Raw genomic sequence first — 24,001 nt, 5'->3', positions numbered from 1 at the left:
CGTCTTGGTTCTGAAAGAAATGTGCTTTCATGTCAATGGCTTCACCCTTTCTATGGACATATTCATCGCTGCAATTAAACAAGTACTTTCAGGTACTTGGGTGATGTCCGTGGCTGGGCACGTTACGTGTGCACCGGCGTCCACGATCTGGAGGCCACCGGCCGCTTCCTCACCGAAGGCCTGGGCCTGGTGGAAACCCGGCGCATGGACAGTCCCCAGGGGCGATTCACCCTGGTCTACTTCGGCGCGCCGGCCAATCCGGAGGCGGAGATCGAACTGACCTACAACTGGCCGCCGGAAGACGGATCGCCCGCCGAGGACTATGGCAGTGCGCGCAACTTCGGCCATCTCGCGTTCGAGGTCGACGACATCCATGCGACCTGCGCGCACCTGCAGTCGCTGGGCATCACCATCAACCGCCCGCCGCGTGATGGCCGAATGGCCTTCGTCCGCACGCCGGACCTGATCTCGATCGAATTGCTGCAGAAGGGAGCCGCGCTGCCACCGCAGGAGCCTTGGCTGTCGATGGGCAATACCGGCGTCTGGTGAGGGCCGGGGACGGCCGCCGGATACTTCCGCGCCCTCTGCCTGTTAACACCCGCGGCGCCCACGACGTCCTACGCAGGAAGAACGAGCAGGGAGTGGCGTGGACGCGACGGAGACCCTCGCGGCACTGGTGAAGGCCGCACGGACCGGTCAGCGCGCGGCGCTGGAGGCCCTGTATCGCCGTTTCGCGCCGGTGGTGCACGGCATCCTGCTGGCGCGCCTGCAGCCGGCCGATGCCGATGACCTGACACAGGATGTATTCGAGACCGCGCTCGCGCGCCTGTCTTCCCTGCGGGAGGATGCCGCGTTCCCGGGGTGGATCGCCAGCATCGCCCGCCATGCGGCGCTCGACGCCGCGCGCCGGCGCGTGCCGCTGACGGGCGTCGCGATGGACGATCTCACCGATGGCACCGACGTCGAAGCGCACGTGGAAGCCCGGCGCGCGATGGAGGCCATCCGCAGCTTGCCGGAAGCCTATCGCGAGACGCTGCTGCTGCGCCTGGTGGAGGGCCTGACGGGGCAGGAGATCGCAGAACGCACCGGCCTGGCGCCCGGCAGCGTGCGGGTGAACCTGCATCGTGGCATGGCCCTGCTGCGCGCCGCGCTGTCCACGCCTATACGAGGAGCATCGACATGACCCCGATCGACGACGCTTCGCCCGGCGACGACTACCTGTGGGATCGCAGTGGCGCGATCGACGACGACGTTGCGAGACTGGAGCGGCAGCTGTCGCTCTACCGCTGGCGTGACGTCTCTTCCGTGCGGGTCGCGCGTGTTCCCGCGCCCGCCCCCCGACGCCCGCTGCGCGCGCGTATCGGCTGGGCGATGGCTGCCACCCTGGCGATGCTGGCGGTGGGCCTGCTTGGCGGTTACGAGCGCCGCCTGCGTTGGCCGGTGGATCAGGCATGGCAGGTCGCGGACGTTGCGGGCACGGTGCGCATCGATGGTGCGACGGCAGGCGCGCACGCGTCCTTCAGTCCGGGGAGCGTGCTGGAAACCGGGCGTGGCGCGCATGCGCGCGTGCGCGTGGCCCGCATCGGCGAGCTGGTATTGGGAGAAGGCGCGCGCCTGCGGCTGGTGGAAACACGCAGCGGCCGCCATCGCACCCGGCTTGAGCACGGTCGCATGTGGGCGCGTATCTGGGCGCCACCGGGCTCCTTCGGCGTGGATACGCACGCGGGCGAGGTCTTCGACCTCGGGTGCGAATTCGTACTGGAGGCGGGCCAGGAGGGCGCGGGATCACTGACGGTGCGCAGTGGCTGGGTGCAGGTGGACAACGCGTGGCGCGAAGTGCTGGTTCCGCAGGGCGCCCGCGTCGACTTCGAAGCGGGCGGCCGGCCCGGCATGCCCTACGACCTGGGCGCGAGCGCGGCTTTCCTGTCGGCCTTGCGCGATGTTGATGCACGCGTGGCGCAGGGGCAGGAGGGCGATACGCAGGAAGCGGTTGCGCGCCTGCTGGCGCATGCCCGTCCACAGGATGCGATCAGCCTGCTGTCGCTGGTGCAGGCGCACCCCGCTCTTGCCGACGGGCCGGTCTTCGATCGCCTGTCGTCATGGATGCCTGCGGATGCGCGCGTCACCCGCGCCGGCATCCGCGCCCAGGGCGCGCTGGCGCTGTCGCCGTGGTGGGACGCGTTGCCGTATCCGCGCATCAAGCACTGGTGGATGCAGTGGCCGGACGTGTTCGAGGCGCGTGCCGACGCGAGGACGCTGCTGCGGGAAACACCACGCTGAGTGACGAGCACGGGTTAACGCGGCGCGCACCGGTGGCGTCTTTTCCCATGCGCGGCAACGTCGCGCGGCACGCCGCACGGCGTTGCCCCATCACCGGAGAACCGTCATGAAGATCGTCCCGCTGCACCTGCGTGCCTGTGCCGTCCTGCTGGGCCTCAGTGCCCTGTCCATGCCCGCGCATGCCGGCCCGCCATTGCTGTGCGAACCGTTCGACACCGCGGGTGCGCCATCGCTGCCCTGGGGCGCGGGGTGGAACACGCCGTCGCCGGCCTATGGCCTCGACCGCCTCGTCGCCGACACCCAGCGCCTGCTGGCCGACGACACGCCGGTCATCGCGCGGATGGAAACGCTCCGCCGCGCGGCGATCTACGCCAGTCGCGACGGCGCTGTGCTGCGCGACCTGTCCGCGCGACTGGAAGCGCGCGTCGCCGCAGCCACGGGCGCGTCGGCGCTCGCGCTCGCGCTGTTCGATGCGGGCTACTTCCGCGAAACCCTGCAGGATCTGCTGCGCCTGCAGCGGTATGACATGCCGCGGACCGGCCGGATCGATGTCGCCGCGTTGCGCGCGCAACTGGCACGCGAAGACGGCAGCGTGCGGATCGCCCAGGCCGTGGCATTGCGGCCGCAGGACGCTTCGCTGCGTTTCGCCGCTGCGCTGGTGGCGCGCGCGGACGAACGGGCCGACGACGCCGGGCGCCTCGCGCTCGAGGCGCGCCAGGGGCTCCCCGGCGATGCGCTGCTGGCGCGCAACATCGCGCAACTGGCGCGCTGAGGGACGGTGGCGGCCCCGTCGATGATGAGGAAGTGAACGACCTCCGCGCCCGCACCTTGGCAGTGCGGGCGCGATGAGGGAAGCTGGCAGCCTGTTCCCTCAATGCAGGTGCCCGATGAACCTCGCCCTGGTCGTGATCGATGTGCAGCGTGGCCTGTTCGAGCCGCAACCGTCGCCGGCCGATGCCGATGGCGTGATCGAGCGCATCAACGCGCTGTCGGCGAAGGCCCGCGAAGCCGGCATGCCCGTTGTTTTCGTGCAGCATGAGCGCGCAGGCGACCTGGAGCCGCAATCCACCGGTTGGGCGCTGCATCCCGCGTTGTCGGTGGCCGAGGGCGACCACCGCATCCGCAAGAGCACGCCGGATTCGTTCCTGCGCACCGGACTGGACGAGGTGCTGTCGTTCTGTGGCGTGGAAGGCGTGGTGCTGTGCGGTTACGCCACGGAGTTCTGCGTGGACACCACCACGCGCAGCGCGGCGGCGCATGGGTACCACGTGGTGCTGGCCGCCGACGCACACACCACCCACGACAAGGCGCACGCGACGGCCGACCAGATCCGCACGCACCACAACGCCACGCTGCCGGCGATCCGCAGTTTCGGCGTGAGCATCCGGGCGCTGCCGGCCGACGGGATCGCCTTCACCGCCTGAGCGGCGGGATGGTGCGGCGCCCGCTGGCGCGGACCCCGCGATCGGCGACAATACACGGCCATTTCCGCTGCAGAGCCGCTGCCATGAGCGCCACGACCGCCGCCGACCTGCTGGCCAACGGCCAGCGCTACTACCTGCCCGTGTATCGTCCGCGCGACGTCATTCTGGAGCGCGGCCAGGGCGCGCGCGTCTGGGACAGCGAGGGACGCGAATTCATCGACCTGTCCGCCGGCATCGCCGTTTGCGGGCTGGGCCACAACGACCCCGATCTGGTCGCGGCGCTGACCGAGCAGGCGGGCAAGCTGTGGCATACCAGCAATGTCTTCTACAGCGAGCCGCCGCTGCGCCTGGCCGAGGAACTGGTCACCGCGTCGCGCTTTGCCGAACGGGTCTTCCTGTGCAACTCCGGCGCGGAGGCCAATGAAGCGGCGATCAAGCTGGTGCGCAAGTGGGCCGCCTCGCAGGGCCGCGCGCCGGACCAGCGCGTGATCGTGACGTTCCGTGGCAGCTTCCATGGCCGCACGCTGGCCACCGTGACAGCGACGGCGCAACCGAAGTACCAGGAAGGCTACGAGCCGCTGCCCGCCGGGTTCCGCTACGTCGATTTCAACGACCTGACCCAGCTGGAGATCGCCATGTCCTGCGGCGATGTGGCGGCGGTGATGGTCGAGCCGGTGCAGGGCGAGGGCGGCGTGATGCCGGCCGCGCCCGGCTTCCTTGCCGGCGTGCGCGCGCTGTGCGATCACCATGGGGTGCTGCTGGTGCTGGACGAAATCCAGGCGGGCATGGGGCGCACCGGTACGCTGTTCGCGCACTGGCAGGACAGCGTGGTGCCCGACATCGTGACGCTGGCCAAGGCGCTGGGCGGCGGTTTTCCGGTCGGCGCGATGCTGGCTGGCCCGAAAGTGGCCGAGGTGATGCAGTTCGGCGCACATGGCACCACCTTCGGCGGCAATCCCCTGGCGGCGGCCGTCGCGCGCGTCGCGCTGCGCAAACTGGCCTCCCCCCAGATCGCCAACAACGTGGCGCGGCAGGCCGCGGCGCTGCGCAAGGGGCTGGATGCGATCAATGCGGAACTCGGTCTGTTCTCGCAGCTGCGTGGACGCGGCCTGATGCTGGGTGCGGTGCTCGGCGCGAAGCATGCCGGCCGGGCCGGCGAAGCCCTCGACCGCGCGGCGGCGCAAGGCCTGCTGCTGTTGCAGGCAGGCCCCGACGTGCTGCGCTTCGTGCCCGCGCTGAACATCACCGACGAGGAAGTGGCCGAGGGCCTCCGGCGCCTGCATGCGGCGCTGCGGGCGTTCGCTGCCTGAGCGGTGCAGCCCTCCCGATGGCGGGCATGATCAGGCGGCCGGCAGGGTAAGGCGCGCCACGGTACGGCCGGGCACACTCTCGATCCGCAGGTCGATGCCGTGGCGTTCGCAGAGTCGCTGCACGATCGACAGGCCCAGGCCAAAGCCTGCACTGTCGTCATGCCTGATGAAGGGCTGGAAATCCACGTCGCGCACGCCGGCGCCCGGGTTGGAGACACACAGCGTGTCGCCGTCCATGGCGATGGCGATGCGACCTCCGCGGGTATGCGCGAACGCGTTGCCGACCAGGTTGGACAGCAGGATGTTCAGCACCGTGGTGGGCAGGTTCGTCGCGTGGTGGCTGGCGACATCGACGTGGACGTCCACCTGCTTGTTGTCCAGCAACGGCGATTGCTCGACGACGACGCGTTCCAGCACCGGCAGCACCGCGGTGGCGCTCGCGGGCCCCGGCGCTGCCTGCTCGCGCGCCAGCGACAGCAGCAGCATCACCGTCTGTTCCAGTTGCCGCGACGATTGCGCGATGTGGTCCAGGCTGCGGTGCGCCGCCTCCGACAGCCCCGGCTCCGTGCCCAGGCGCTCGGTCGCGGTGCGGATCACCGTCAGCGGCGTCCTCAGTTCATGGCTGGCATCGCGGGTGAACTCGCGTTCGCGCTCGACGAAGGCGCGCACGCGCGCGATCAGGTCGTCCAGCCGGCGCGCGAGCAAACCCACTTCATCGTCGGGGAATGCGGCGGCGAAATTCGGCGGCAGTCGCTCCGGCGTGGCGTCTCCCACCGCCTGGGCCAGTCGCGACAGGGGCGCTGTGATGCGATGGGCCAGCCAGCCACCGAGCAGCAGGGCCAGGGTCACCACTGCGACGCCTGTCCAGAACAGGAGGTGCAGGATCTGCGTCCGCATCGGCCGGACCGCCAGCAGAGAACTCACTTCGGCGACCAGCCACGCACGCGGACCCGCCGCGCCGGGCGGATCGAGGGGACGGAGGTGGTAGTGCCGGCCCGCGGCACCGGAGAATTCCCGCCGCCGCGGTTCCTGGCGCAGCACGTCGGCCATGCCGTCCGGGAGCGCGGACATGTCGGTGACCACGGACATGAAGCCGTCGCGCGGCGTCGCCCACGTCCCGTGGTCGCGATGATGCTGCAACTGCGCGGCCACCTCGCGTTCGAGCATCGCCTCGAAGAGGTGGTCTTCGACCGTGTAGACGAACAGCAGTACGTACAGCGCGAACACGGCCGCGACCACCACGGTGAACGTGGCGAACGCCAGCATCAGGCGGTTGCGCAGGCGCCTGCGGGGCGCGTGGGCGTTGCGGCTCATGCGTCGGCCTGCAGGCGGAAGCCCACGCCGTGCACGGTCTTCAGCATCGGGGTGGTGAAGGGCTTGTCCAATGCCTGCCGCAGCAGATACAGGTGCGTGCGCAGCGGATCGGACTCCGGTGGCGCGTCGTTCCACAGGCGCTGGATCAGTTCGCTGCGCGTCAGCGTGCGCGGCCAGGCCTCGGCCAACGCCAGCAGGATCTGGTAGCTGGTCTGGTGGAGGTCCAGGTCGTGACCTTCCCGTCGCGCCCGGCCGTTGCGACGGTCGATATGCAGCGAGCCGATCTGCAGCACATGCGTCTGCCCGGCACGATGCCGTTGCGACAGTGCGATGCAGCGCGCCAGCAGTTCCGCGCCCGCGAACGGCTTTACGAGGTAGTCGTCGGCACCGGCCCGGAAGCCCTGCAGCTTGTCCTCCAGCGCATCGCGCGCGGTCAGCATCAGCACGGGGACATGCCGGTCGGCTTCGGCCCGCAGACGCTCGCAGAGACGGACGCCGTCGAGCCCCGGCAGTCCCAGGTCCAGCACCACCACGTCGGGCGGCGCGTCCAGGGCCATCTGCAATCCGCTCCGTCCATCCCCGGCGAACTCGGCCTGGATCCCCTCCGCTGCGAACAGGCCATCGAGCTGCGCGCGCAGCAACGGGTTGTCCTCGATCACCAGGACGCGGAGCGCGGAGGCCTTCATCGGTTCAACCGTCGATGCGTTGCAGGAGGGCCCTAGCTTCTTCCATGTCGGGCTTGCCTTCCAGCACGCGCTGCACCAGTGCCCTGGCCTGCGCCTGTTCGCCGAGCCGCAGGTGCGCTTCGGCGGCACCGAGTTTCAGCTCCGGTTGCGCCATGTACGGCATCGCCAGCTGCATCAGCTGCAGCGCGTGGCGGATGTCGTCGTCGCGGGAAGCGGCCTGCGCCTGGTAGTAGCCGAGCAGGCCGAGCAGGTCGACGTGGTAGCGCGCGGTCTCGGCGGCCAGGGCGGCCGCGGCGCTCCGGGTGTCGCCTTCGCGTGCCTGCGCTGCAAGTGCCATCGTCAGTTCGTCGCGCCACGCCGTGCGTACGACCGGCGTACGGCCCGTGGCGCGCACGATGGCCTCGGCGACACCGGGGGTGGAGTAGGGGTTCTGTCCGGTGACGAGACGGCCATCGACGACGACCTTCGGCATCATCAGCGGCGCCTCCTCCCAGCGTGCACCGCGCTCGCGCAGCCTGTCTTCCAGCAACCAGGGAAACTCCTTCGCCCAGCGCTTGCCGAACAGGGCTTCCTCCTCGTTGGTGAAGCCGGTCAGGGCCTTGCCATCCACGAGCGACGCGCCATTGCGCAGGCGGACGTCAACGAGCGCGGCCGGTCCATGGCAGACCGCGCCGATCACGGCACCGTGTTCGTACGCATCGGCCAGCAGCGATGCCAGCGCAGCATCGCGCGGCAGGTCGAACATCGCGCCCTTGCCGCCGACCACGTAGATGGCGGCGTAGTCGCTCGCCTTCACGTCCCGGGTTTTCCGTGTGTCCGCGAGCACGCGTGTGGCGTCCGCATCGGCGAGCAGGGCCGCATTGAACGACTCCTGCGGGTTGTACTTGTCGGCTTCCACGGCACCCCCTTGCGGACTGGCGACCTCGATGGCGAAGCCGTTCGCCTTGAAGATCAGCCACGCCTGCGACAGCTCGTCGAACTCGTAGCCCGGTCGGGTCTTGCCCTGGTCGCGGCCTTCGCCGCTGACGACGATCAGGATCCTGCCCGCATCCGCCGCGTGCAGCGGTGCGGCGAGGGTGGCCAGCAGGAGTGTGCAGGCGAGGTGGAACGTGCGTGGAATGAAGCGCATGACGACGGTTCTCCGGTGGGTGGGCACCAGTGTCCTGTCGCCGGATCAATCAAGCTTCAAACCAGGCCGGTCACCAGCCGGTCTGGGGGCCGAAGGCGTAGCGTTTCAGCGCCTTGCCGAGCGTGCGCCCGTCGGTGACGGTCTCCGCGTGCAGGCCGGCTTCGCGCGCGCCCTGCACGTTGGTGAACTTGTCGTCGACGAACAGCGTGCTGGCGGCATCCCATCCGAGCAGTTCCAGCGCATGCGTGAAGGTGGCCGGGGCCGGCTTGCGCCTCTGCAACCCGCCGCTGGTGAGTACCCGGCCCTCGATCCGCGCCGCCAGTGGCGCGACGATGCGCGGGATGGCCTGCATCATCATCGCGCCATTGTTGGTCAGCACGCCCATCGCCACGTCCGCGTGCAGCGTGGCGATGCGGGTCAGCACGTCGTCCATGGCCGTGCTGCCGGCCATCCGCGACGCGATCCATGCGTCCTCGTCAATGGCAGCGCCGATCCCTTCGCCGAGCCGCTGCAGGTAAGTGTCCGTGTCGACACTGCCGCTGTCGTACTCGGTTTCCAGCCCCGACACGAACAGCACCTCGCGCACGCGCGCGTGTTCGCAGCCGGCATGCGCGGCCAGGTGTGCGATCCGGACTTCGTGCCGGTAATGCGCCAGGACGCCATCGAAATCGAACAGCACCTGCCGGATGCGCGGCTTCATCCGGCCGCGACCACCTTGAATGCGTCGCGGGCGGCGGTGAGCGTGGCCTCGATCACCTCGGGCGTGTGCGCGCTGGACATGAAGCCGGCCTCGAACGCCGACGGTGCCAGGTACACGCCGCGTTCCAGCATGGCGTGGAAGAAGCGGTTGAACGCCGCCGTGTCGCAGGCCACCGCCTGTGCATAGGTGTCGACCTGCTGATCCGTGAAGAACAGGCCGAACATCGCGCCGACGCGGGTCGTGGTCAGCGGCACGCCGGCAGCACGCGCGGCAGCTTCCATGCCTTCGCACAACGTGGCGCTCGCGGCGGCCAGTGCGTCATGGAAGCCCGGCGCCTGGATCAGGTCCAGCATGGCCAGGCCGGCGGCCATCGCCACCGGATTCCCGCTCAGCGTACCGGCCTGGTAGATGGGACCGGCCGGCGCGATCTGCTGCATCAGGTCGCGGCGACCACCGTAGGCGCCCACCGGCATGCCGCCGCCGATGATCTTGCCGAAGGTGGTCAGGTCGGGCGTGATGCCGTAGTGCGCCTGCGCGCCGCCCAGCGCCACGCGGAAGCCGGTCATCACTTCGTCGAAGATCAGCAGCGTGCCATGCTGCGTGCACAGCGCGCGCAGGTGCTGCAGGTAGCCTTCGCGCGGCGGCAGGCAGTTGGCGTTGCCGACGACGGGTTCGATGATCAGGCAGGCGATCTCGCTGCCGTACTGCTCGAACAGCGCGGTCGCGCCCTCGAAGTCGTTGTAGCTCAGCGTCAGGGTCAGTTCGCTCAGGCCGGCCGGCACGCCGGGCGAGGTCGGCACGCCGAGCGTGAGCATGCCGCTGCCGGCCTTCACCAGGAACGAATCGCCGTGCCCGTGGTAGCAGCCTTCGAACTTGACGATGCGGTTGCGGCCGGTGGCGCCACGCGCCAGGCGGATCGCCGACAGCGTGGCCTCGGTGCCGGAATTGACCATGCGCACCATCTCGCACGACGGCACCAGCCGCGTGATCGTTTCCGCCATCGTCACTTCGGCCGGGCAGGGTGCGCCGAACGACAGGCCGTTCTGGATCGCCGCCTGCACCGCGTCGCGTACCGCCGGATGGTTGTGGCCGACGATCATCGGGCCCCACGAGCCCACGTAGTCGATGTAGCGATTGCCATCCACATCATGCAGCCAGGCGCCATCGGCGCGCTGCACGAAGAACGGCTCGCCGCCCACCGACTTGAACGCGCGCACCGGCGAATTGACGCCGCCGGGCAGCAAGGCCTTGGCTCGGGTGAAGAGGGCGTGGGACTGGTCGTGGTTCATGGGGGGTTCCAGTAAGGGATATCTGTAGGAGGGGCTTTAGCCCCGAGAGCTTCGGCAACGAAGGCGGTCGGGGCTAAAGCCCCTCCTACACGGGTCAGATGCCGAAGCCACGTCGATAGGCGATCGCCGCCGCCACCGGATCGGGCGCCTCGAACACGCCGCCGATCACGGCAACCAGGTCGGCGCCGGAGGCGACCAGCGGCCCCATATTGTCCGGGGTAATGCCACCTATCGCCACCCGCGGCACGCCCAGCGCCGCGGCACCCGTCAGCAGGGCCGATGCCGCGCGGCGAGTGGTCACCTTGCTGGTGGTGGGGAAAAACGCGCCGAAGGCCACGTAACTGGCGCCTGCGGCGACCGCGCGTTGTGCGTGCACGGCCTCGTCGTAACAGGAGGCCCCGACGATGGCGTCTTCACCCAATCGCGCGCGCGCGGTAGCGATATCGCCGTCGTCCTCGCCCAGGTGGACCCCCGCTGCCCCCACCGCTTCGGCCAGGGCGACATCGTCATTGATGATCAGCGGCACGCCGGCCTGCACGCACAGCGCGTGCAGCGCGGTGGCCTGTTCGCCCCGGCGGTCAGCGCCGGCAGCCTTCTGCCGGTATTGCAGCCACGTGGCATAGGGGAGTACGGCCGCCACGCGCGCCAGCAGGCGGGCGGTGTCCGGCTCTTCCGGCGTGATCAGGTACAGCCCGCGGGCAGTGCGGACGGACGGCGGCAGGGCTGTCATGGGTGAACTTCCGGTGCACGGGCGGCGGTGGGACAATGGCCGCTCCTTCCAGCGTGCATTATCCGATGACCGACGCCACCGCCACCATCTTCCGCACCTGGATGTGCGTGGTCTGCGGCTTCATCTACGACGAGGCCGATGGCCTGCCGGAAGAAGGCATCGCCCCGGGCACGCGCTGGGACGATATCCCGGCCGACTGGACCTGCCCGGATTGCGGCGTGGGCAAGGACGATTTCGAGATGGTGGAGCTGGACTGACATGCTTCCTGCGCCCCTGTAGGAGCGACGTGAGTCGCGACCGGAGGCGTCGGATGTCCGTAGTGCGACCCCGGCAGGGGATGGTTGTTTACGGCGAAACAGCGTGAGGTAACGCGCGCGAAGCCGGGACGATGGAGTTCATGTTGTGCGGTCGCGACTCACGTCGCTCCTGCAGGGGACGCAGGAAGTGGCCTGCTCCTGACGCTCAATGCATCCGCGACGAACGCACCGCGCTGAGCTCCACCAGTTGCTCGCGGATCGCCGACGTGTCGTTCGCCTCCGGCGCCAGCTGCAGATAGCGCGTCAGGTCGCGCTGGGCGCCATGGCGGTGATCCATCTTGAGGTACGCGAGGCCGCGGTCGCGCAGGGCATCCGGTTGATCGGGCGTCAGCTTGAGCACGCGATCGACGCTGCGCGCGGCGCGGTCCCACTCCTCGCGCTCGGCGTACACACCGTGCAGGTTGCGCAGCGTACGCACCAGGATCGCGCGTGGTGAAGCCGGGTTGAGGATGTGCAGCAGCGCTGCATCGTCGGGAACATCGCCGCCCAGATGCGGCTTGGCGCGTTCGCGCAGTTCGTCCACGCCCAGCGGACGGCCACCGTTGAAGGGATCCATCACCAGCAGGCCGTCGTCCACCGGCAGGCGCACCAGGAAATGACCGGGGAAGGACACACCGTCCAGGGGCACGCCCAGCCGGTGGGCCACTTCCATCTGCACCATCGCCAGCGACACCGGGTTACCCAGCCGGCGCTCGAACACCTGGTTGAGGTAGCTGTTGCGCGGGTCGTAGTACTCGTCGTGGTTGCCGGTATAGCCCAGTTCGTCGAACAGGTGCCGGTTGATCGCCGCCATCTTCAGCGGCCACGGCTCGATCGTGTCGATCTCATGGCGCAGGTGTTCGGCGTGGCTCTGGACCAGCGTGTCGTAAAGGTCCGGGTCCAGGTCGGGGTACTCGTCGCGCGCGATCAGCAGCGCGGTTTCCAGCAGCGGCACGGTTTCATCCGCCTGGCTGGCCAACGCATTCCATTCCGGCAATGTCAGTCGATCCCCCATGGCCACAGAGTGCGGCCGTTCGCGCCGACAATCAAGCCTCAGCGGACGGGCGGAATGCCATCGCCGAGGCCCAGTTCCGCGCCGTCCTCGAGCTTCAGCCGTTCCGCTTCGCCGGCATTGAGTTCAAGCACGTAACGGGCCGGCCGGGCGCTGGGGTAGGACGGGCAGGCATTGCCGCCGGAACAGGGCGGCACGTTGCGCTGCTGCGACACCAGCTTGCGGCTGTTGTCGAAGTAGAGGATGTCCAATGCGATGCGGGTGTTCTTCATCCAGTACGCCTGCGGCTCTTCGGCGTCGTGGATGAAGAGCATGCCGGTGCCATCGGCCATCGCATCGCGGAACATCAACCCGCGCGCACGCTCGGCATCGTCGTCGGCGATCTCCACCGTGAAGCGCTCGCCCCCCACTTCGACCCATGGCCCGCCGTTGGCGCAGCCGCTGAGGAGAAGGGCAAAAGCGAGCACGGTCAGCTGGGGGAGGCGCATGTCGAAGTCCGCTGTTCGAGGAGGGCCGTAGTGTAGCGCCGTGCCCGGAGCATGTCGGTCTGCGGTGATGGGTGCGCGCGCCGTAGCGGGTTCAGTCCGTGCGCAGCTTCGCGGCGATCCTCTCCGCCGCGAGCCGGTTGTCGCGATAGTAGGCGGCGTTCTCCGCCAGCGCGTGCCAGCGCTGCTGGTCTTCCACGTGATGGCGCAGTTGGCGGACGACGCCCGGCATCAGCTGGTGATGACGGGCGCTGTCCGCGCGCTGGGCGACCTGCAGCAGGTCGAGCAGCAGCAGGATGCCGTCATGGTTGCGTTCGGCCTGCCTGCGTGCCGCGAGGAACAGCCTGTCGAGCCCGGCCGGCGGCAGCCTGGCGAGGCCCGGGTCCGCCAGGCTGTGGCCGGGATCGGCCTGCAGTACGTGCAGTGCGTCATCCAGCGGGATGAGGGGCGGTGCGGACATCGCCACATCACATGTATCGGCGGTGGGCGCTTCGTGCCCGTTGGCTTCCATCAATGGCATCGACATCTCCTTGTGTCTGTGGGAAGGCTCGCGGTGGCCCGGCTTCCGTGGGCAGGAACGCCGCCACGCGATCGGTACCGACTTTATGAACTCGATAAGTTCACGTCAATTAACTTAATTAGTTAATAAGTGTGATTCGCCGCCGCTAACGTTCCCCGCATGGGCAACGAGCGTGAAAAATTCTCGCAGCGACTGGCGCACGCCATGCAGCAGGCTGGCTACGAGCCACGCCCGACGGTGTTGTTCCATCTGTTCAACACCCGCTATCGCGGCCGCTCTGTCACTTTCCAGACCACGTCACGCTGGCTCGGTGGCCGCGCGATTCCCGCGCAGGACAAGCTGCAGGTGCTGGCGGACCTGCTGGGGGCGGATCCGCATACCCTGCGCTTCGGCACGAGCACGCGCTCACGCGTGGCCGAAACGCGGGCCACGTGGCCTGCCGGCGCCGGTAGCCGCGAGCGCCAGGTGATCGATGCCTTCCTGCGGTTGCCGCCGAAGAAGCGCGAACTCGTGGGCGAACTGGTGAAAGCGCTTGCGGACGAGGCGTAAAAGCGCTCGGCCGCCTGTGCCGGTCGCCTAGCGCAGCACGACCGGCGGTTCGCCGCCGACGATGACGATATCTGCCGGACGGCGGGCGAACAGGCCCACGCTGACCACGCCGGGGATCTGGTTGATCTCGCGTTCCATCGCGACCGGGTCGGTGATCGACAGGTTGTGGATGTCCAGCACCACGTTGCCGTTGTCGGTGGTCACGCCGTCGCGCCACACCGGCTGGCCGCCGGTCAGCGCGAGGATCTCGCGCGCCACCAGGCTGCGCGCCATCGGGATGACTTCCACCGGCAGCGGGAACCTGCCCAGCACGGGCACCTGCTTGCTGGGGTCGATGATGCAGACGAACTGCTTGCTGGCCTCGGCGATGATCTTCTCGCGCGTCAGCGCCGCGCCGCCGCCCTTGATCAGGCGCTTGTGCGGGTCGCACTCATCGGCACCGTCCACGTACAGGGACAGCGTGCCGGTGTGATTGAGGTCCAGCACCTCGATGCCGTGCTGCTTCAGGCGCGCCGTGCTCTGTTCGGAACTGGATACTGCGCCCTTGATGCGGTCCTTGATGCCGGCCAGCGCATCGATGAAGAAGGCCACGGTGGAGCCCGTGCCCACGCCGACGATCATGCCGTCCTCGACGAACTCGATGGCCTTCTCGCCGGCCAGGCGCTTTGCTTCGCTCATGGGTTCAACACTCGTGTACAGGATGGGGTTGTTGTAGGAGCGACGTAAGTCGCGACCGGGAGGGTGGGGACGCAGGGGAAGGCAGGGGACGTGGGAAGCGCGGTGCTGTCATTCGCCCCCGGTCTGCAGGGCGTGCGGTCGCGACTTACGTCGCTCCTACAGGGGCATGGCTACTCCAGCGCCAGCAGGTACTTCCACTGTGCGGCCGTCACCGGCGATACGGAAAGGCGGCTGCCGCGCTGGGTCAGCGCGAAGCCTTCCCCCAGCGCATCGGCATGCTGCTTGACCTCTTCCAGCGTGATGGTGCGCTTGAGCTTGCGCTCGAACGTCACGTCCACCAGCGACCAGCGCGGATCTTCGCGCGTGCTCTTGGGGTCGTGGTAGTCGGATTTCGGATCGAACTGCGTTTCGTCCGGATAGGCGGTACTGGACACGGTGGCCGTGCCGACGATGCCCGGCTCCTTGCAGTTGGAGTGATAGAACAGCACGCCATCGCCTACCTGCATGCTGCGCATGAAGTTGCGCGCCTGGTAGTTGCGCACGCCGTTCCACGGCTCGGTGCCGACCTTTTCCAGGTCATCGATGGAGAAGGCATCCGGTTCCGACTTCATCAGCCAGTAGCGCTTGCGGGCGGTCATGGTGGGGCGTCCGGCAAAGAGGAAGGAAGCAGCGTGTCGCGCTCGGTGCAGATGGCATCCAGCGGTACATCCCAGGCCTGCGCGCCGACCGTGTCGATGCGCTGCGCCTCGAAACCGACGCCGATCAGCCACGGCGGCGCGGGGCGTTGCAGGCGTGGCGCCAGCGTGCGGTCGTACCAGCCGCCGCCCATGCCAAGACGGTGGCCCGCGGCGTCGAACCCCACCAGCGGCACGACGATCAAGGCCATCTCGGTGGCGGTCAGGCCAGTGCGTGGATCGACATCCGGTTCGGGAATGCCGTAGCGGTTGGTCACCAGCTCGTCGCCCGGCCGCCAGGGTGCGAAGCGGAGTGTTTCGTCGTCGGCCAATACAGGCAGGCAGTAGACCAAGCCGGGTGGCAGGCGCAGCTGCCAGCTGTGCAGGCCGATTTCGCCGTCCATCGCCCAATAGCCGGCGACGTAACCTGTGGCAGGGAAGAAGGGGAGGGCGAACAGGCGCGTGGCCAGTGCGTCGGCCCCGGCGATGCGCTCGGCGGCGGGCAGGGCGCGGCGGCGCGCACGCAGTTCACGGCGCAGCGCATTGCGCTCGGCGGCCATGGCGGAAGACGGGGAGTCGGGCATGCGTGAATTTTACGGCATGCACACCGGCGCTGCCGGTGGGACCGCGGGAACGGCGTCAGTCACGGCCCTGGGCGTCGGATCCCTAGTGCAGTCGGCTTCGTTTCGAAGTCATCCCGCTCAAGGGCGGGTGCAACAGGACCGGCCGGGTCGCGGCTGATGCCGCTGCCGCGGGAAAAATACGTCCTCCGCCATGCACGATGTTCGCGAAACGACCTTGAACCCGGGGTTCAAGTGGGAAGGTTGGGCAACCATCGGGCTTTCCGCTGCGAGGCAGACCTGCACTCCCGGTAACCGTCACCATCCCGTGGTCGTAATTAAGGGACAAGGCGAATGTTTGCGCTCACTGTCGAGTACAGCAGAGGACGCGAGGCCAGTATAGCGATTGAGGACTTTTTGCCTAGCCCGTTCGTCGGCCGATTCAGTGCGCGGTCGGCGACATGCACATGCTGTTACGGCGTACCCAGCACGCCGTCGAGCTTGCGGTGCAGGTCCTGCAGCGTGCGTTCGACATCGCGGTTGCGTGCGTGCTGTTCATCGCGCAACTGTTGCAATTCGTGTGCCAGGTTCAGCGCGGCCAGCACGGCGATGCGATCGACCGCGGCCATGCGGTTGCTGCCGCGTACCTCGCGCATGCGGCTGTCGAGCAGCTTGGCGGCCGCCATCAGGCTGGAACGTTCATCGGGCGCGACGCCGACGGTGTACTCGCGGTCCAGGAGGTGGACGCTGACCGGTTCGTTGGCGCTCACGTGTGCTGCTCCAGGGATTTCAGGCGGCTGATCATCGCTTCCACCCGCGAACGCGCCTGTTCGTTCTTGGCCAGCAATTGCGAGCGTTCACCGACCAGCTGTTCCTGCTGCTGGCGCAGGCTGCGGTTCTCGTCCGCCAGGCGATGGCAGCGGTCCGCCAGGTCCTGGATGCGCGTGCTGAGCGCGCGGAGCTGGTCGAGGAGGTCGGCGTTGTCCATGGCGGGCACATTAGGCATGCGCTTGGCGGGCGGTCAAGGGCGGCCGGGGGCGTGGGAGCGACGCCCGTCGCGATACCGGGACCCTGATCGCCACCGGCGCCGCTCCCGCAAGGGAATTCAGGAGGCGACGCGCATGCCCGAGCCGGGGTAGTAGTCGCGGATGAAGCGCAGGCACTGGTCCGGGCTCAGTGCCTGCGAGACCCAGTGGCCCTGGACTTCGTCGCAGCCGTGGTTGCGCAGGAACTCGTACTGGTCCCACGTTTCCACGCCCTCGGCCACCACTTTCAGCGCCAGCGACTGGCCCATCGTGATGATGGTGCTGGTGATCGCTTCATCGTCGGTATCGTGGGTGAGGTCGCTGATGAACTCCCGGTCGATCTTGAGCGTCGTCAGCGGCAGACGCTTCAGGTACGCCAGCGATGAGTAGCCGGTGCCGAAATCATCGATCGCCAGCGAAATGCCCAACCGGCGGCAGGCGCGCAGCGTGTCCGCGTTCTGTTCGGGGCTGGCCATCACCACGCTTTCGGTCAGTTCCAGCTCCAGCCTGCCGGCGGGAACGCCCGTCTCCTGCAGAGTGCGCGCCACCACTGTCTGCAGGTCGCCGCGCTGGAGCTGGGTGGCGGACACGTTCACCGCCATGGAAAGTTCTTCCAGGCCTTGGTCATGCCAGTTGCGCAGGGTCAGGCAGGCTTCCCGCAACGCCCAGGCGCCGATCTCCAGGATCATCCCGGATTCTTCGGCCAGGGGAATGAACTGTGCCGGCGAGACCATGCCGAATTCCTTGCTGTCCCAACGCAGCAGCGCCTCCACGCCGGTGATGCGCTGGCGCGAGATCGACAGGCGCGGCTGGAACACCAGCGACAACTCGTTGCGGTCGATCGCGCGGCGCAGTGCGCTGGCGAGGATCGCGCGGTGACGGTTCTTCTCGTCCATCGACTCGGAGTACATCTCGTACGTGTGCCGGCCCATCGCCTTGGCCTGGTACATGGCGGTGTCGGCATGCTTCAGCAGTTCGGTCGGCACCTGCGCGTGTTCGGGATACAGGCTGATGCCGATCGACGGCGACACCGCCAGCTCCAGCCGTTCGCCGAAATTCAGCGGGGCACGGAACGCCTGGATGATGCGCTGTGCCACGGCCTCCGCGTCGGGCATGCCGTTGATGTCCTCCAGCACCACGGTGAACTCGTCGCCGCTCAGGCGCGCCACCGTGTGCTGGGTGCCCACCGTCTGCTGCACGCGCGCGGCGGCAGCGCGCAGGATGCGGTCGCCGGTGGCGTGGCCCAGCGAGTCGTTGATGTCCTTGAACCGGTCCAGGTCGATGAACAGCACCGCGACGTGCCCGTGCTCGCGGCGTGCACGCACGATGGCGCGCGACAGGCGTTCGGACAGCAGCGAACGGTTCGGCAGGCTGGTCAGCGTGTCGTAGTTGGCCAGGTAGCGCAGTTCCTGCTCGGCCCGCTTCTGTTCGGTGATGTCGGTGAGCACCTGCACGTACAGCGGGCGTTCGCCACTGGCATCGGGCACCACGTTGGTCTCGATGCGGCAGAGGATCTCCTCGCCGTCCTTGCGTACCTTCCAGATCTCGCCGGACCAGCGTCCGGTGAGCCGCAGCTCGCGGTTCATCCGTTCGAAGAACGCATCCTCGTGCTGGTCGCTGTCCAGCATGGTCATCGGCTGGCCGATGATCTCTTCTTCGGCGTAGCCGGTGATGCGGGTGAACGCCGGGTTGATGGTGATGAACTGGTGCGCCCAGTCCAGCACCGCGACGGCCTCGTTCATGCTGCGCATCACCTCGCCGGCGATACGGTGCTCGTATTCGGCATTCCGGCTGGCGGTGATGTCGCGCGCGGTGCCGGCGATGCGGATCGGCTGGCCCTCGTTGTCGCGGTCGACCACCCGGCCGCGTGCGCGCACCCACACCCACGTGCCGTTGCCGTGCATGTCCATGCGGTGCTCGGACGTGAATATCGGCGCCTTGCCCTGCAGGTGCAGGCGCAGGCGCTCCATCACCAGGGGCAGGTCTTCCTCGTGGATGGTCGGCACTTCGCCCTGCCGCGTGAGCACGGTGATGTCGCCCGTCTGCACGGCGGTCTCGTCGGCGCGCATCCGGTACAGCCTGCGCTGCACCAGGTCGTAGTCCCAGAACTGTTCGCCGGATGCCCATAGCGCCAGCTTCAGGCGCTCGTCGCGGTTGCGCAGGGATTCGCTGCGCAGCGGTTCCTGCGGCAACTGCCGGGCCGCCAGCCAGGCCTGCCACCAGCGGCGCGTGCCGATCACCACCACGCCCGCCAGCACCACGCCGGCAAGCAGCATGACCGGCACCCGGGACGACAGCGGGGACGCCGTTGCGAGGAGTGCGACGACAGAGAGGGCGTGCATGCGGGTGGACGGACCGTGCCGAGCCTGAGCGATGCTGGAGTGTAGGCATGCGTACACACGCACAACAAGCCGGGACGCGGGTTTTCGTTGCTACACTTGCGAGGTTGTCCGAAACCCTTGGCGGATTGCGTTCTTCTATGCCCGACCTTCCCGATATCGCCGACGTGACCGCCGCTTCCCGCCAGTTGGGACTGGCCATGGAGGCGCCGGAACTGCATGGCGCACTGTGCGGCTGGCTGGCCGGTGGCGGTGCCGCCGACGGCACCTGGCTGGCCCGTGCGCTGGCCGACGATCAACTGCCTGCCCCGGCCGCCGGCAGTGCCCTGGACCAGTTGCGCCAGACCGCCGTGGCGCAGCTCGAAGACCGCAGCTTCGCCTTCGACCTGCTGTTGCCGGCCGCCGACCGTCCGCTGGACGAGCGTGCCGAAGCGCTGTTCTCGTGGTGCCAGGGTTTCCTGGGCGCCTTCGGGCTGGCGACGGGCGCTTCGCCGCCCCTGTCCGAGGAAGGACAGGAAGCGCTGCAGGACCTCGCGCGGCTGGCCCAGGCGTCGGCCGAAAGCAGCGACGACGATGAAGATGAAGACGCCCTGGCCGAACTGGAAGAGTTCGTCCGCGTCGCCGTCCTGTTGCTGCATGGCGATTGCGTGCTCGGGCCCCGGCATCGCCGGAGCCTGAACTGATGAAGGCACTGGCCGGGATCAGCGCGGCCGAGTTCGCCCGCCGCCGCAGGCAGTTGATGCGGCTGGCCGGCAACGATGCCATCCTCGTCCTGCCCGCGGCGCCGGAGCGCGTCCGCAGCCACGACACGCACTATCCGTACCGGCAGGACTCGGACTTCTGGTACCTGTGCGGGTTTCCCGAACCGGATGCCGTGCTGGTGCTGGTGCCGGGCCGCAAGCACGGCGAAACCATCCTGTTCTGCCGCGAACGCGACCCCGAACGCGAAGGCTGGGATGGCCCGCGTGCCGGCCAGGAGGGTGCGGTCAACGATTACGGCATGGACGATGCCTATCCCATCGACGACCTGGACGAGATCCTGCCCGGCCTGCTGGAAGGGCGCTCGCGCGTCTACTACCACTTCGGCCGCGATGCCGATTTCGACCTCAAACTGATCGGCTGGGTGCGCCACGTGCGCGCGCACGTCAAGCAGGGCGCGCAGCCGCCGCACGAATTCCTCGAACTCGGCCACCTGCTGCACGACCTGCGGCTGTTCAAGTCCAAGGAAGAAATCAAGCTGATGCAGCGCGCCGCCGACATCAGCGTGCTGGCGCACCAGGCTGCCTATCGCGCCGCGAAACCCGGCATCCGCGAGTACGAACTGCAGGCCGACGTGGAGCGCGTGTTCCGCGCCCACGACGCCTGGCCGGCCTACAACAGCATCGTGGGCGCCGGCCGCAATGCGTGCGTGCTGCATTACCGCGCCAATACCGCACAGGCGCGCGATGGCGAGCTGGTGCTGATCGATGCCGGCGCCGAATACCGTGGCTATGCCGCCGACATCACCCGCACCTTTCCGGTCAACGGCCGGTTCACCGCCGCGCAACGCGCGCTGCACGACCTGGTCGGCGACGCCCAGCGCGCTGCGTTGTCGTGCGCGCGCGTCGGCGTGCCCTACGAGGCCGGGCACGTCGCGGCCGTGGAAACCCTCACCGAAGGCCTGCTCAGGCTGGGCTTGCTGAAAGGCAAGCTGGAAAAGAACCTCGCCGAAGGCACCTATCGCCGCTTCTACCGCCACAAGACCGGCCACTGGCTGGGCCTGGACGTGCACGACGTGGGCGACTACCGCATCGAGGGCGAGTCGCGGCTGCTGGAGCCGGGCATGGTGTTCACCATCGAGCCCGGCCTGTACGTCGGCCACGATGACGAGACCGTCGACCCGAAGTGGCGCGGCATCGGCATTCGCACCGAGGACGACGTGCTGGTCACCGACGGCGAGCCCGTCGTGCTGACCGACGCGCTGGCACGCAGCGCCGATGAGATCGAGGCGGCGATGGCGGGGTGAGGGGCATGGCGTGGCCAAGGAAATTTTCCTCGCTGCCGAGCCGTTGAGCCTCGCGCCCGCACCTCGGTGGTTCAACGTCGAGGCGACAAGCTTTGCGCCCGAACCGGAATGGATCGACCGCAAGGCGAACTGCCTTCTCGCCTGACCTGAAAGCATCCCGATGCCGAGGCAAACTTCCTTGTCATCCCACCTTCGAGGTGCGCGGCCGAGGAAATTTTCCTTGGCGGCGTTCCAGCGTGCCTTGCGGTCGAGGAAAGAATCCTCGCCATCTCACCTCGATGTCTTGCGTGCGCACCTTTCTGGTTCGGGTTCTGGCAGCGGCGGCGTGCTGGGCGCGGTCAGCCCTGCAGAGGGGCTGTGTCGCCCGCGAATAGTTTCCGTGCAGGGGACAGGCTGACGGTGTCGGGCTTCGGTGCGCTCATCCCCAACTATGGTTCCGGGGACGACTTGCCCGGCAGGCACCTGCACGCTAGCGTTGCCATCTTCAGGGAGGACTCGCATGCGCATCCGGAAGGGAATCGTGGTCTTCGTGGCGTATACGTGGGCTGCCCTGGCGCAGGCCACTTCGTTGCCGCCCTCGCCGGCCGGCATCGAGCCAGAGACCGTGGAAGCCCTCCTCGACCGCGACGCCCCGCCCGCGACACGCGACCGCGCCATGCAGAGCCTCGTCGCCAGCGCACAGGCGGGCGACGGCTACGCTGCGTTCTACCTGGGGGCGCTCTACCGGCATGGCATGGACCATCCGGCGAGGCGCGTCGAGCGCGACGTGGAGACCGCGCGATTCTGGCTGGAAAAGTGCGTGGCCTCGCCCCGCTGTCCGCTGGTGGCCCTGGCCTCGCTGGCGGAACTTGAACTCGCCGCCGGCAATGCCAAGCCTGCCATGCAGTGGGGACAGGCATGGGTGGTGCTTGACCGGGAGTTGGAAAAGCGCACGCGCGGTCCGCGGCCGCACGACAACACCATCGACATTCCGTTCCGCCATACCGCGTACCACGCCTATCTGCTCGATCGCTGCTACAAGGCGATGGCGCCGGCGCGTGATGCCGAATCGCTGGGCCGCGCCTGGTTCGACGAACTGGCGCGCACGCACGGGCCGCAACTCGACCGCATGCTGTTCACCGCGCTGGACGAACAGTCATCCGGCGGCAGTGAGGGCGAGGACCGGCCGCACTTGCAGATTGCGACCGAGGCACAGCGAACGAAGACCATGGGCGGCGATGTGCGGATTCCCATCGGCCCGTCGCTGGGCTACTTCCTCTACCGCGGCAGTCCAGCCGGCGGCCGAGCCGACGGCGTGTGGATGATCGAAGCGCTGCCGAATCCCGCTGGCGCGCGTGGGCTGGAAGCGCAAGCGCGTGGAGTGCGGACACGGCCTTACACCCCGGCTGCGGACGGCCGACGCGCGTATGCCTATCTTCCGCTGACATTCAACGATGGCGCCTACTCGCTGACGCCACAGCGTTAGACCCGTACGCACGTCTGCCGGACCGTGAGCGCGACGCTGCCGGGCGGACAGGCTTGCTGGACTCAGCTCAGCAACCGGACATCGCCGACCCATAGCTGACGCCAGCGGGCCGTCTTTTCGTCCGCAGACAGGGTCTGCGGCGATGCAGGAACGGATGCGGCGAACGTGTCGCGTGCGGTCAGGCAGGCGGTGTTCACGGCCGCATATCCGCGCTCGCCGCACTCATGCAGCACGCCCACCAGCACGCCGCACTCGCCACACAGCAGGAACTGAGCCGCCAGGGAGCCCTGTCGGTACCGGCGAAGGCGATCGGCCTGCGCGCGGATGACCAACTGGCCGGCGGGATCGGATATCCATGCGGCGCCGTGCGCCCGGCAGAAGCTGCAGTCGCACGCGCGCGGCGAAGTCGTTTCCGGTGTCAGGGCGGTGGAGAAGGCGAGGGTGATCGCGCCGCAATGGCAGCCGCCTTCAAGCGTGGGATGTGCCGCGGTCATGGGCGTGGATCAGCCTTCGTCCGGACGCCAGGCCGGGGGCGTCTCGTTGGTCACGTCCTGCGCGCGGGCACGGGCGGCTTCCAGCGGCCGGATCTCCAGCGTCAGGCCGTACGCGAGGCAGGGATTCTCGGCGGCGATCCGTGCGGCGGCGTCCAGCGAGTCGGCGACGATGAACCAGTAGCCGCCCACGAGTTCTTTCGCCTCGGCGAACGGTCCGTCGGTGATGCCATCGCGCGTGACCCGCTTGCCGTGGGTTTCCAGCCGGCTGCCGGGCTTCAGCACGCCATCGGCCAGGCCCTGTTCGTACCACGTGTAGAAACGGTCGATCGCGCTCTGGACATTCTGCGGCGAGGCGGTTTCGTCCCACTGACCGCGGGAGATCAGCAGGTATTCGGACTTCGACATGGGCATACCACGTTGGGACGGGGTGGGCGCATCGTACTGCGCAGGGCAGCGGGACGCACGGCGTGGTGCGCCGGCAATGCGCATCCACATGGGTAGTACGCGGCACCAGCGCTTCCTTCCCTGTCAGGTGTGTACCTTGTGTGCCTGATTCGAAGGAGATGCAGCATGGAGCGATTCACCGGTGGTTGCCTTTGCGGCAACGTGCGGTTCGTGGCGTCGGGGCGCCCGTATCGCGTTGGACTCTGTCATTGCCTGGACTGCCGTAAGCATCACGGGGCGCTGTTCCACGCCTCAGCGATTTTCCCGCGCGACGCGGTGACGGTGGAAGGCGAGACGTGCGACTACGCCGGACGCTCCTTCTGTCCTCGCTGCGGCTCGTCGGTGTTCGGCGGCAGCGGAGACGAGATCGAACTCAACCTCGGGTCCCTGGATGCCCCCGACCAGCTGACGCCCACCTACGAGCTGTGGACGATCCGTCGCGAGTCCTGGCTGCCCGCGTTTCCGCTCGCGAAGCGATATGCGCATGACCGTGATGCGGGAGGTCGGTTCGAGGCGTAGGGCCGTCCTTGCGCGGGGCAGAATTTCCTTGAGTGGCGTCGCCATGAAGGGACCTCAATCCGAATGAATTTTCA

Annotated in this window: 30 protein-coding genes and 1 other RNA gene; 13 read left to right on the top strand and 18 right to left on the bottom strand. The window is 68.3% G+C overall.

The genetic code is table 11. The annotated features are described in order from the left end of the window. Nucleotides 1-126: 126 nt before the first annotated feature. The 6 genes from ACIPRS_RS08595 to ACIPRS_RS08570 all read left to right on the top strand — a co-directional run bounded on the left by ACIPRS_RS08595 (nucleotide 127) and on the right by ACIPRS_RS08570 (nucleotide 5,014). Complete coding sequence (locus tag ACIPRS_RS08595) at nucleotides 127-549, top strand: VOC family protein (protein WP_446538244.1); 423 nt, start codon at nucleotides 127-129, stop codon at nucleotides 547-549. 97 nt (nucleotides 550-646) lie between these two features. Continuing rightward, nucleotides 647-1,183 carry an RNA polymerase sigma factor gene (locus ACIPRS_RS08590; RefSeq protein WP_446538243.1) on the top strand — a complete coding sequence of 179 codons (537 nt, stop codon included), beginning with the start codon at nucleotides 647-649 and terminating at the stop codon, nucleotides 1,181-1,183. Further along, nucleotides 1,180-2,280, top strand: coding sequence for a hypothetical protein (locus ACIPRS_RS08585; protein ID WP_446538242.1), 1,101 nt, complete (start codon nucleotides 1,180-1,182; stop codon nucleotides 2,278-2,280). Before ACIPRS_RS08590 ends, ACIPRS_RS08585 begins: the two co-directional genes overlap by 4 nt. 106 nt (nucleotides 2,281-2,386) lie before the next feature. Further along, complete coding sequence (locus ACIPRS_RS08580) at nucleotides 2,387-3,052, top strand: hypothetical protein (RefSeq protein WP_446538241.1); 666 nt, start codon at nucleotides 2,387-2,389, stop codon at nucleotides 3,050-3,052. A 115-nt stretch (nucleotides 3,053-3,167) separates the two neighbouring features. After that, on the top strand, nucleotides 3,168-3,704 hold the full coding sequence (locus ACIPRS_RS08575; RefSeq protein ID WP_337731627.1) for a cysteine hydrolase family protein: 537 nt from the start codon (nucleotides 3,168-3,170) through the stop codon (nucleotides 3,702-3,704). An 83-nt stretch (nucleotides 3,705-3,787) separates the two neighbouring features. After that, nucleotides 3,788-5,014, top strand: a complete 1,227-nt coding sequence (locus ACIPRS_RS08570) for an acetylornithine transaminase (RefSeq protein WP_446538240.1) — start codon at nucleotides 3,788-3,790, stop codon at nucleotides 5,012-5,014. Nucleotides 5,015-5,044: 30 nt separating this feature from the next. Here ACIPRS_RS08570 and ACIPRS_RS08565 read toward each other — a convergent pair whose 3' ends face one another. The 6 genes from ACIPRS_RS08565 to thiE form a co-directional block, all read right to left on the bottom strand. Continuing rightward, entirely contained in the window at nucleotides 5,045-6,328 is a 1,284-nt protein-coding gene (locus tag ACIPRS_RS08565) for a sensor histidine kinase (protein WP_446538239.1), read from the bottom strand. Beyond that, on the bottom strand, nucleotides 6,325-7,014 hold the full coding sequence (locus ACIPRS_RS08560; RefSeq protein WP_446538238.1) for a response regulator transcription factor: 690 nt from the start codon (nucleotides 7,012-7,014) through the stop codon (nucleotides 6,325-6,327). Before ACIPRS_RS08560 ends, ACIPRS_RS08565 begins: the two co-directional genes overlap by 4 nt. Nucleotides 7,015-7,018: 4 nt before the next feature. Next, a complete protein-coding gene (locus ACIPRS_RS08555) occupies nucleotides 7,019-8,143 on the bottom strand; it encodes a DJ-1/PfpI family protein (protein ID WP_446538237.1) in 1,125 nt (374 codons plus the stop codon). Nucleotides 8,144-8,213: 70 nt separating this feature from the next. Beyond that, a complete protein-coding gene (locus tag ACIPRS_RS08550) occupies nucleotides 8,214-8,843 on the bottom strand; it encodes an HAD-IA family hydrolase (protein ID WP_446538236.1) in 630 nt (209 codons plus the stop codon). Next, nucleotides 8,840-10,132 (bottom strand): glutamate-1-semialdehyde 2,1-aminomutase, encoded by a 1,293-nt coding sequence (gene hemL / locus ACIPRS_RS08545; RefSeq protein ID WP_446538235.1) that lies wholly within the window; start codon nucleotides 10,130-10,132, stop codon nucleotides 8,840-8,842. Before hemL ends, ACIPRS_RS08550 begins: the two co-directional genes overlap by 4 nt. Before the next feature lie 94 nt (nucleotides 10,133-10,226). Further along, the gene (thiE, locus tag ACIPRS_RS08540) at nucleotides 10,227-10,862 is read right to left on the bottom strand and encodes a thiamine phosphate synthase (RefSeq protein ID WP_446538234.1); all 636 of its coding nucleotides are present in this window, start codon (nucleotides 10,860-10,862) and stop codon (nucleotides 10,227-10,229) included. 65 nt (nucleotides 10,863-10,927) lie between these two features. On the opposite strand from thiE, the gene ACIPRS_RS08535 reads away from it, so the two are divergent. Beyond that, the gene (locus tag ACIPRS_RS08535) at nucleotides 10,928-11,119 is read left to right on the top strand and encodes a rubredoxin (protein ID WP_446538233.1); all 192 of its coding nucleotides are present in this window, start codon (nucleotides 10,928-10,930) and stop codon (nucleotides 11,117-11,119) included. Nucleotides 11,120-11,324: 205 nt separating this feature from the next. Here ACIPRS_RS08535 and ACIPRS_RS08530 read toward each other — a convergent pair whose 3' ends face one another. The 3 genes from ACIPRS_RS08530 to ACIPRS_RS08520 form a co-directional block, all read right to left on the bottom strand. Beyond that, nucleotides 11,325-12,173, bottom strand: a complete 849-nt coding sequence (locus tag ACIPRS_RS08530; RefSeq protein ID WP_192202143.1) for a SirB1 family protein — start codon at nucleotides 12,171-12,173, stop codon at nucleotides 11,325-11,327. Between the two features lie 38 nt (nucleotides 12,174-12,211). Then, nucleotides 12,212-12,658: a DUF192 domain-containing protein gene (locus ACIPRS_RS08525; RefSeq protein ID WP_446538232.1), complete on the bottom strand. Its 447-nt coding sequence runs from the start codon at nucleotides 12,656-12,658 to the stop codon at nucleotides 12,212-12,214. Nucleotides 12,659-12,749: 91 nt separating this feature from the next. Next, nucleotides 12,750-13,175 (bottom strand): hypothetical protein, encoded by a 426-nt coding sequence (locus ACIPRS_RS08520; protein ID WP_446538231.1) that lies wholly within the window; start codon nucleotides 13,173-13,175, stop codon nucleotides 12,750-12,752. 159 nt (nucleotides 13,176-13,334) lie between these two features. Between ACIPRS_RS08520 and ACIPRS_RS08515 the strand changes: the two genes are divergently transcribed. Next, on the top strand, nucleotides 13,335-13,724 hold the full coding sequence (locus ACIPRS_RS08515; protein WP_192202140.1) for a transcriptional regulator: 390 nt from the start codon (nucleotides 13,335-13,337) through the stop codon (nucleotides 13,722-13,724). A 27-nt stretch (nucleotides 13,725-13,751) separates the two neighbouring features. On the opposite strand, the gene rpiA is transcribed toward ACIPRS_RS08515, so the two are convergent. The 7 genes from rpiA to ACIPRS_RS08480 all read right to left on the bottom strand — a co-directional run bounded on the left by rpiA (nucleotide 13,752) and on the right by ACIPRS_RS08480 (nucleotide 19,003). Further along, on the bottom strand, nucleotides 13,752-14,402 hold the full coding sequence (gene rpiA, locus ACIPRS_RS08510) for a ribose-5-phosphate isomerase RpiA (RefSeq protein WP_337731615.1): 651 nt from the start codon (nucleotides 14,400-14,402) through the stop codon (nucleotides 13,752-13,754). Between the two features lie 170 nt (nucleotides 14,403-14,572). Then, nucleotides 14,573-15,040 (bottom strand): EVE domain-containing protein, encoded by a 468-nt coding sequence (locus tag ACIPRS_RS08505; RefSeq protein ID WP_446538230.1) that lies wholly within the window; start codon nucleotides 15,038-15,040, stop codon nucleotides 14,573-14,575. After that, on the bottom strand, nucleotides 15,037-15,660 hold the full coding sequence (locus ACIPRS_RS08500) for a 5-formyltetrahydrofolate cyclo-ligase (protein ID WP_446538229.1): 624 nt from the start codon (nucleotides 15,658-15,660) through the stop codon (nucleotides 15,037-15,039). Before ACIPRS_RS08500 ends, ACIPRS_RS08505 begins: the two co-directional genes overlap by 4 nt. 178 nt (nucleotides 15,661-15,838) lie before the next feature. After that, nucleotides 15,839-16,025: non-coding RNA, 6S RNA (gene ssrS, locus ACIPRS_RS08495), on the bottom strand. 84 nt (nucleotides 16,026-16,109) lie between these two features. Beyond that, nucleotides 16,110-16,406 carry a cell division protein ZapA gene (locus tag ACIPRS_RS08490; protein ID WP_142125591.1) on the bottom strand — a complete coding sequence of 99 codons (297 nt, stop codon included), beginning with the start codon at nucleotides 16,404-16,406 and terminating at the stop codon, nucleotides 16,110-16,112. Then, the gene (locus tag ACIPRS_RS08485) at nucleotides 16,403-16,624 is read right to left on the bottom strand and encodes a TIGR02449 family protein (protein ID WP_142125592.1); all 222 of its coding nucleotides are present in this window, start codon (nucleotides 16,622-16,624) and stop codon (nucleotides 16,403-16,405) included. Before ACIPRS_RS08485 ends, ACIPRS_RS08490 begins: the two co-directional genes overlap by 4 nt. A 117-nt stretch (nucleotides 16,625-16,741) precedes the next feature. After that, nucleotides 16,742-19,003, bottom strand: a complete 2,262-nt coding sequence (locus tag ACIPRS_RS08480; protein WP_337731612.1) for a putative bifunctional diguanylate cyclase/phosphodiesterase — start codon at nucleotides 19,001-19,003, stop codon at nucleotides 16,742-16,744. 137 nt (nucleotides 19,004-19,140) lie between these two features. On the opposite strand from ACIPRS_RS08480, the gene ACIPRS_RS08475 reads away from it, so the two are divergent. The 4 genes from ACIPRS_RS08475 to ACIPRS_RS08460 all read left to right on the top strand — a co-directional run bounded on the left by ACIPRS_RS08475 (nucleotide 19,141) and on the right by ACIPRS_RS08460 (nucleotide 22,470). Then, entirely contained in the window at nucleotides 19,141-19,683 is a 543-nt protein-coding gene (locus ACIPRS_RS08475; RefSeq protein ID WP_337731611.1) for a UPF0149 family protein, read from the top strand. Further along, nucleotides 19,683-21,005 carry an aminopeptidase P N-terminal domain-containing protein gene (locus ACIPRS_RS08470; RefSeq protein ID WP_446538228.1) on the top strand — a complete coding sequence of 441 codons (1,323 nt, stop codon included), beginning with the start codon at nucleotides 19,683-19,685 and terminating at the stop codon, nucleotides 21,003-21,005. The genes ACIPRS_RS08475 and ACIPRS_RS08470 overlap by 1 nt, the downstream gene beginning before the upstream one ends. Nucleotides 21,006-21,015: 10 nt before the next feature. After that, entirely contained in the window at nucleotides 21,016-21,150 is a 135-nt protein-coding gene (locus ACIPRS_RS08465; RefSeq protein WP_446538227.1) for a hypothetical protein, read from the top strand. Between the two features lie 354 nt (nucleotides 21,151-21,504). Beyond that, nucleotides 21,505-22,470, top strand: coding sequence for a hypothetical protein (locus ACIPRS_RS08460; protein ID WP_446538226.1), 966 nt, complete (start codon nucleotides 21,505-21,507; stop codon nucleotides 22,468-22,470). A gap of 62 nt (nucleotides 22,471-22,532) precedes the next feature. Here the strand turns inward: ACIPRS_RS08460 and ACIPRS_RS08455 are convergent, their stop codons facing one another. Together ACIPRS_RS08455 and ACIPRS_RS08450 are read right to left on the bottom strand one after the other, a co-directional pair. After that, nucleotides 22,533-22,964, bottom strand: coding sequence for a GFA family protein (locus ACIPRS_RS08455; protein WP_446538225.1), 432 nt, complete (start codon nucleotides 22,962-22,964; stop codon nucleotides 22,533-22,535). 9 nt (nucleotides 22,965-22,973) lie between these two features. Next, the gene (locus tag ACIPRS_RS08450) at nucleotides 22,974-23,369 is read right to left on the bottom strand and encodes a YciI family protein (RefSeq protein ID WP_446538224.1); all 396 of its coding nucleotides are present in this window, start codon (nucleotides 23,367-23,369) and stop codon (nucleotides 22,974-22,976) included. A gap of 165 nt (nucleotides 23,370-23,534) precedes the next feature. Here ACIPRS_RS08450 and ACIPRS_RS08445 point away from each other — a divergent pair, with 165 nt between their 5' ends. Continuing rightward, nucleotides 23,535-23,927, top strand: coding sequence for a GFA family protein (locus ACIPRS_RS08445; protein WP_446538223.1), 393 nt, complete (start codon nucleotides 23,535-23,537; stop codon nucleotides 23,925-23,927). The last annotated feature ends 74 nt before the right edge of the window (nucleotides 23,928-24,001 follow it).

The organism is Pseudoxanthomonas sp. LARHCG66 (assembly GCF_052871755.1).
The sequence above is the reverse complement of the archived record's forward strand: the minus strand, read 5'-3'. Positions and strand labels throughout refer to the sequence as shown.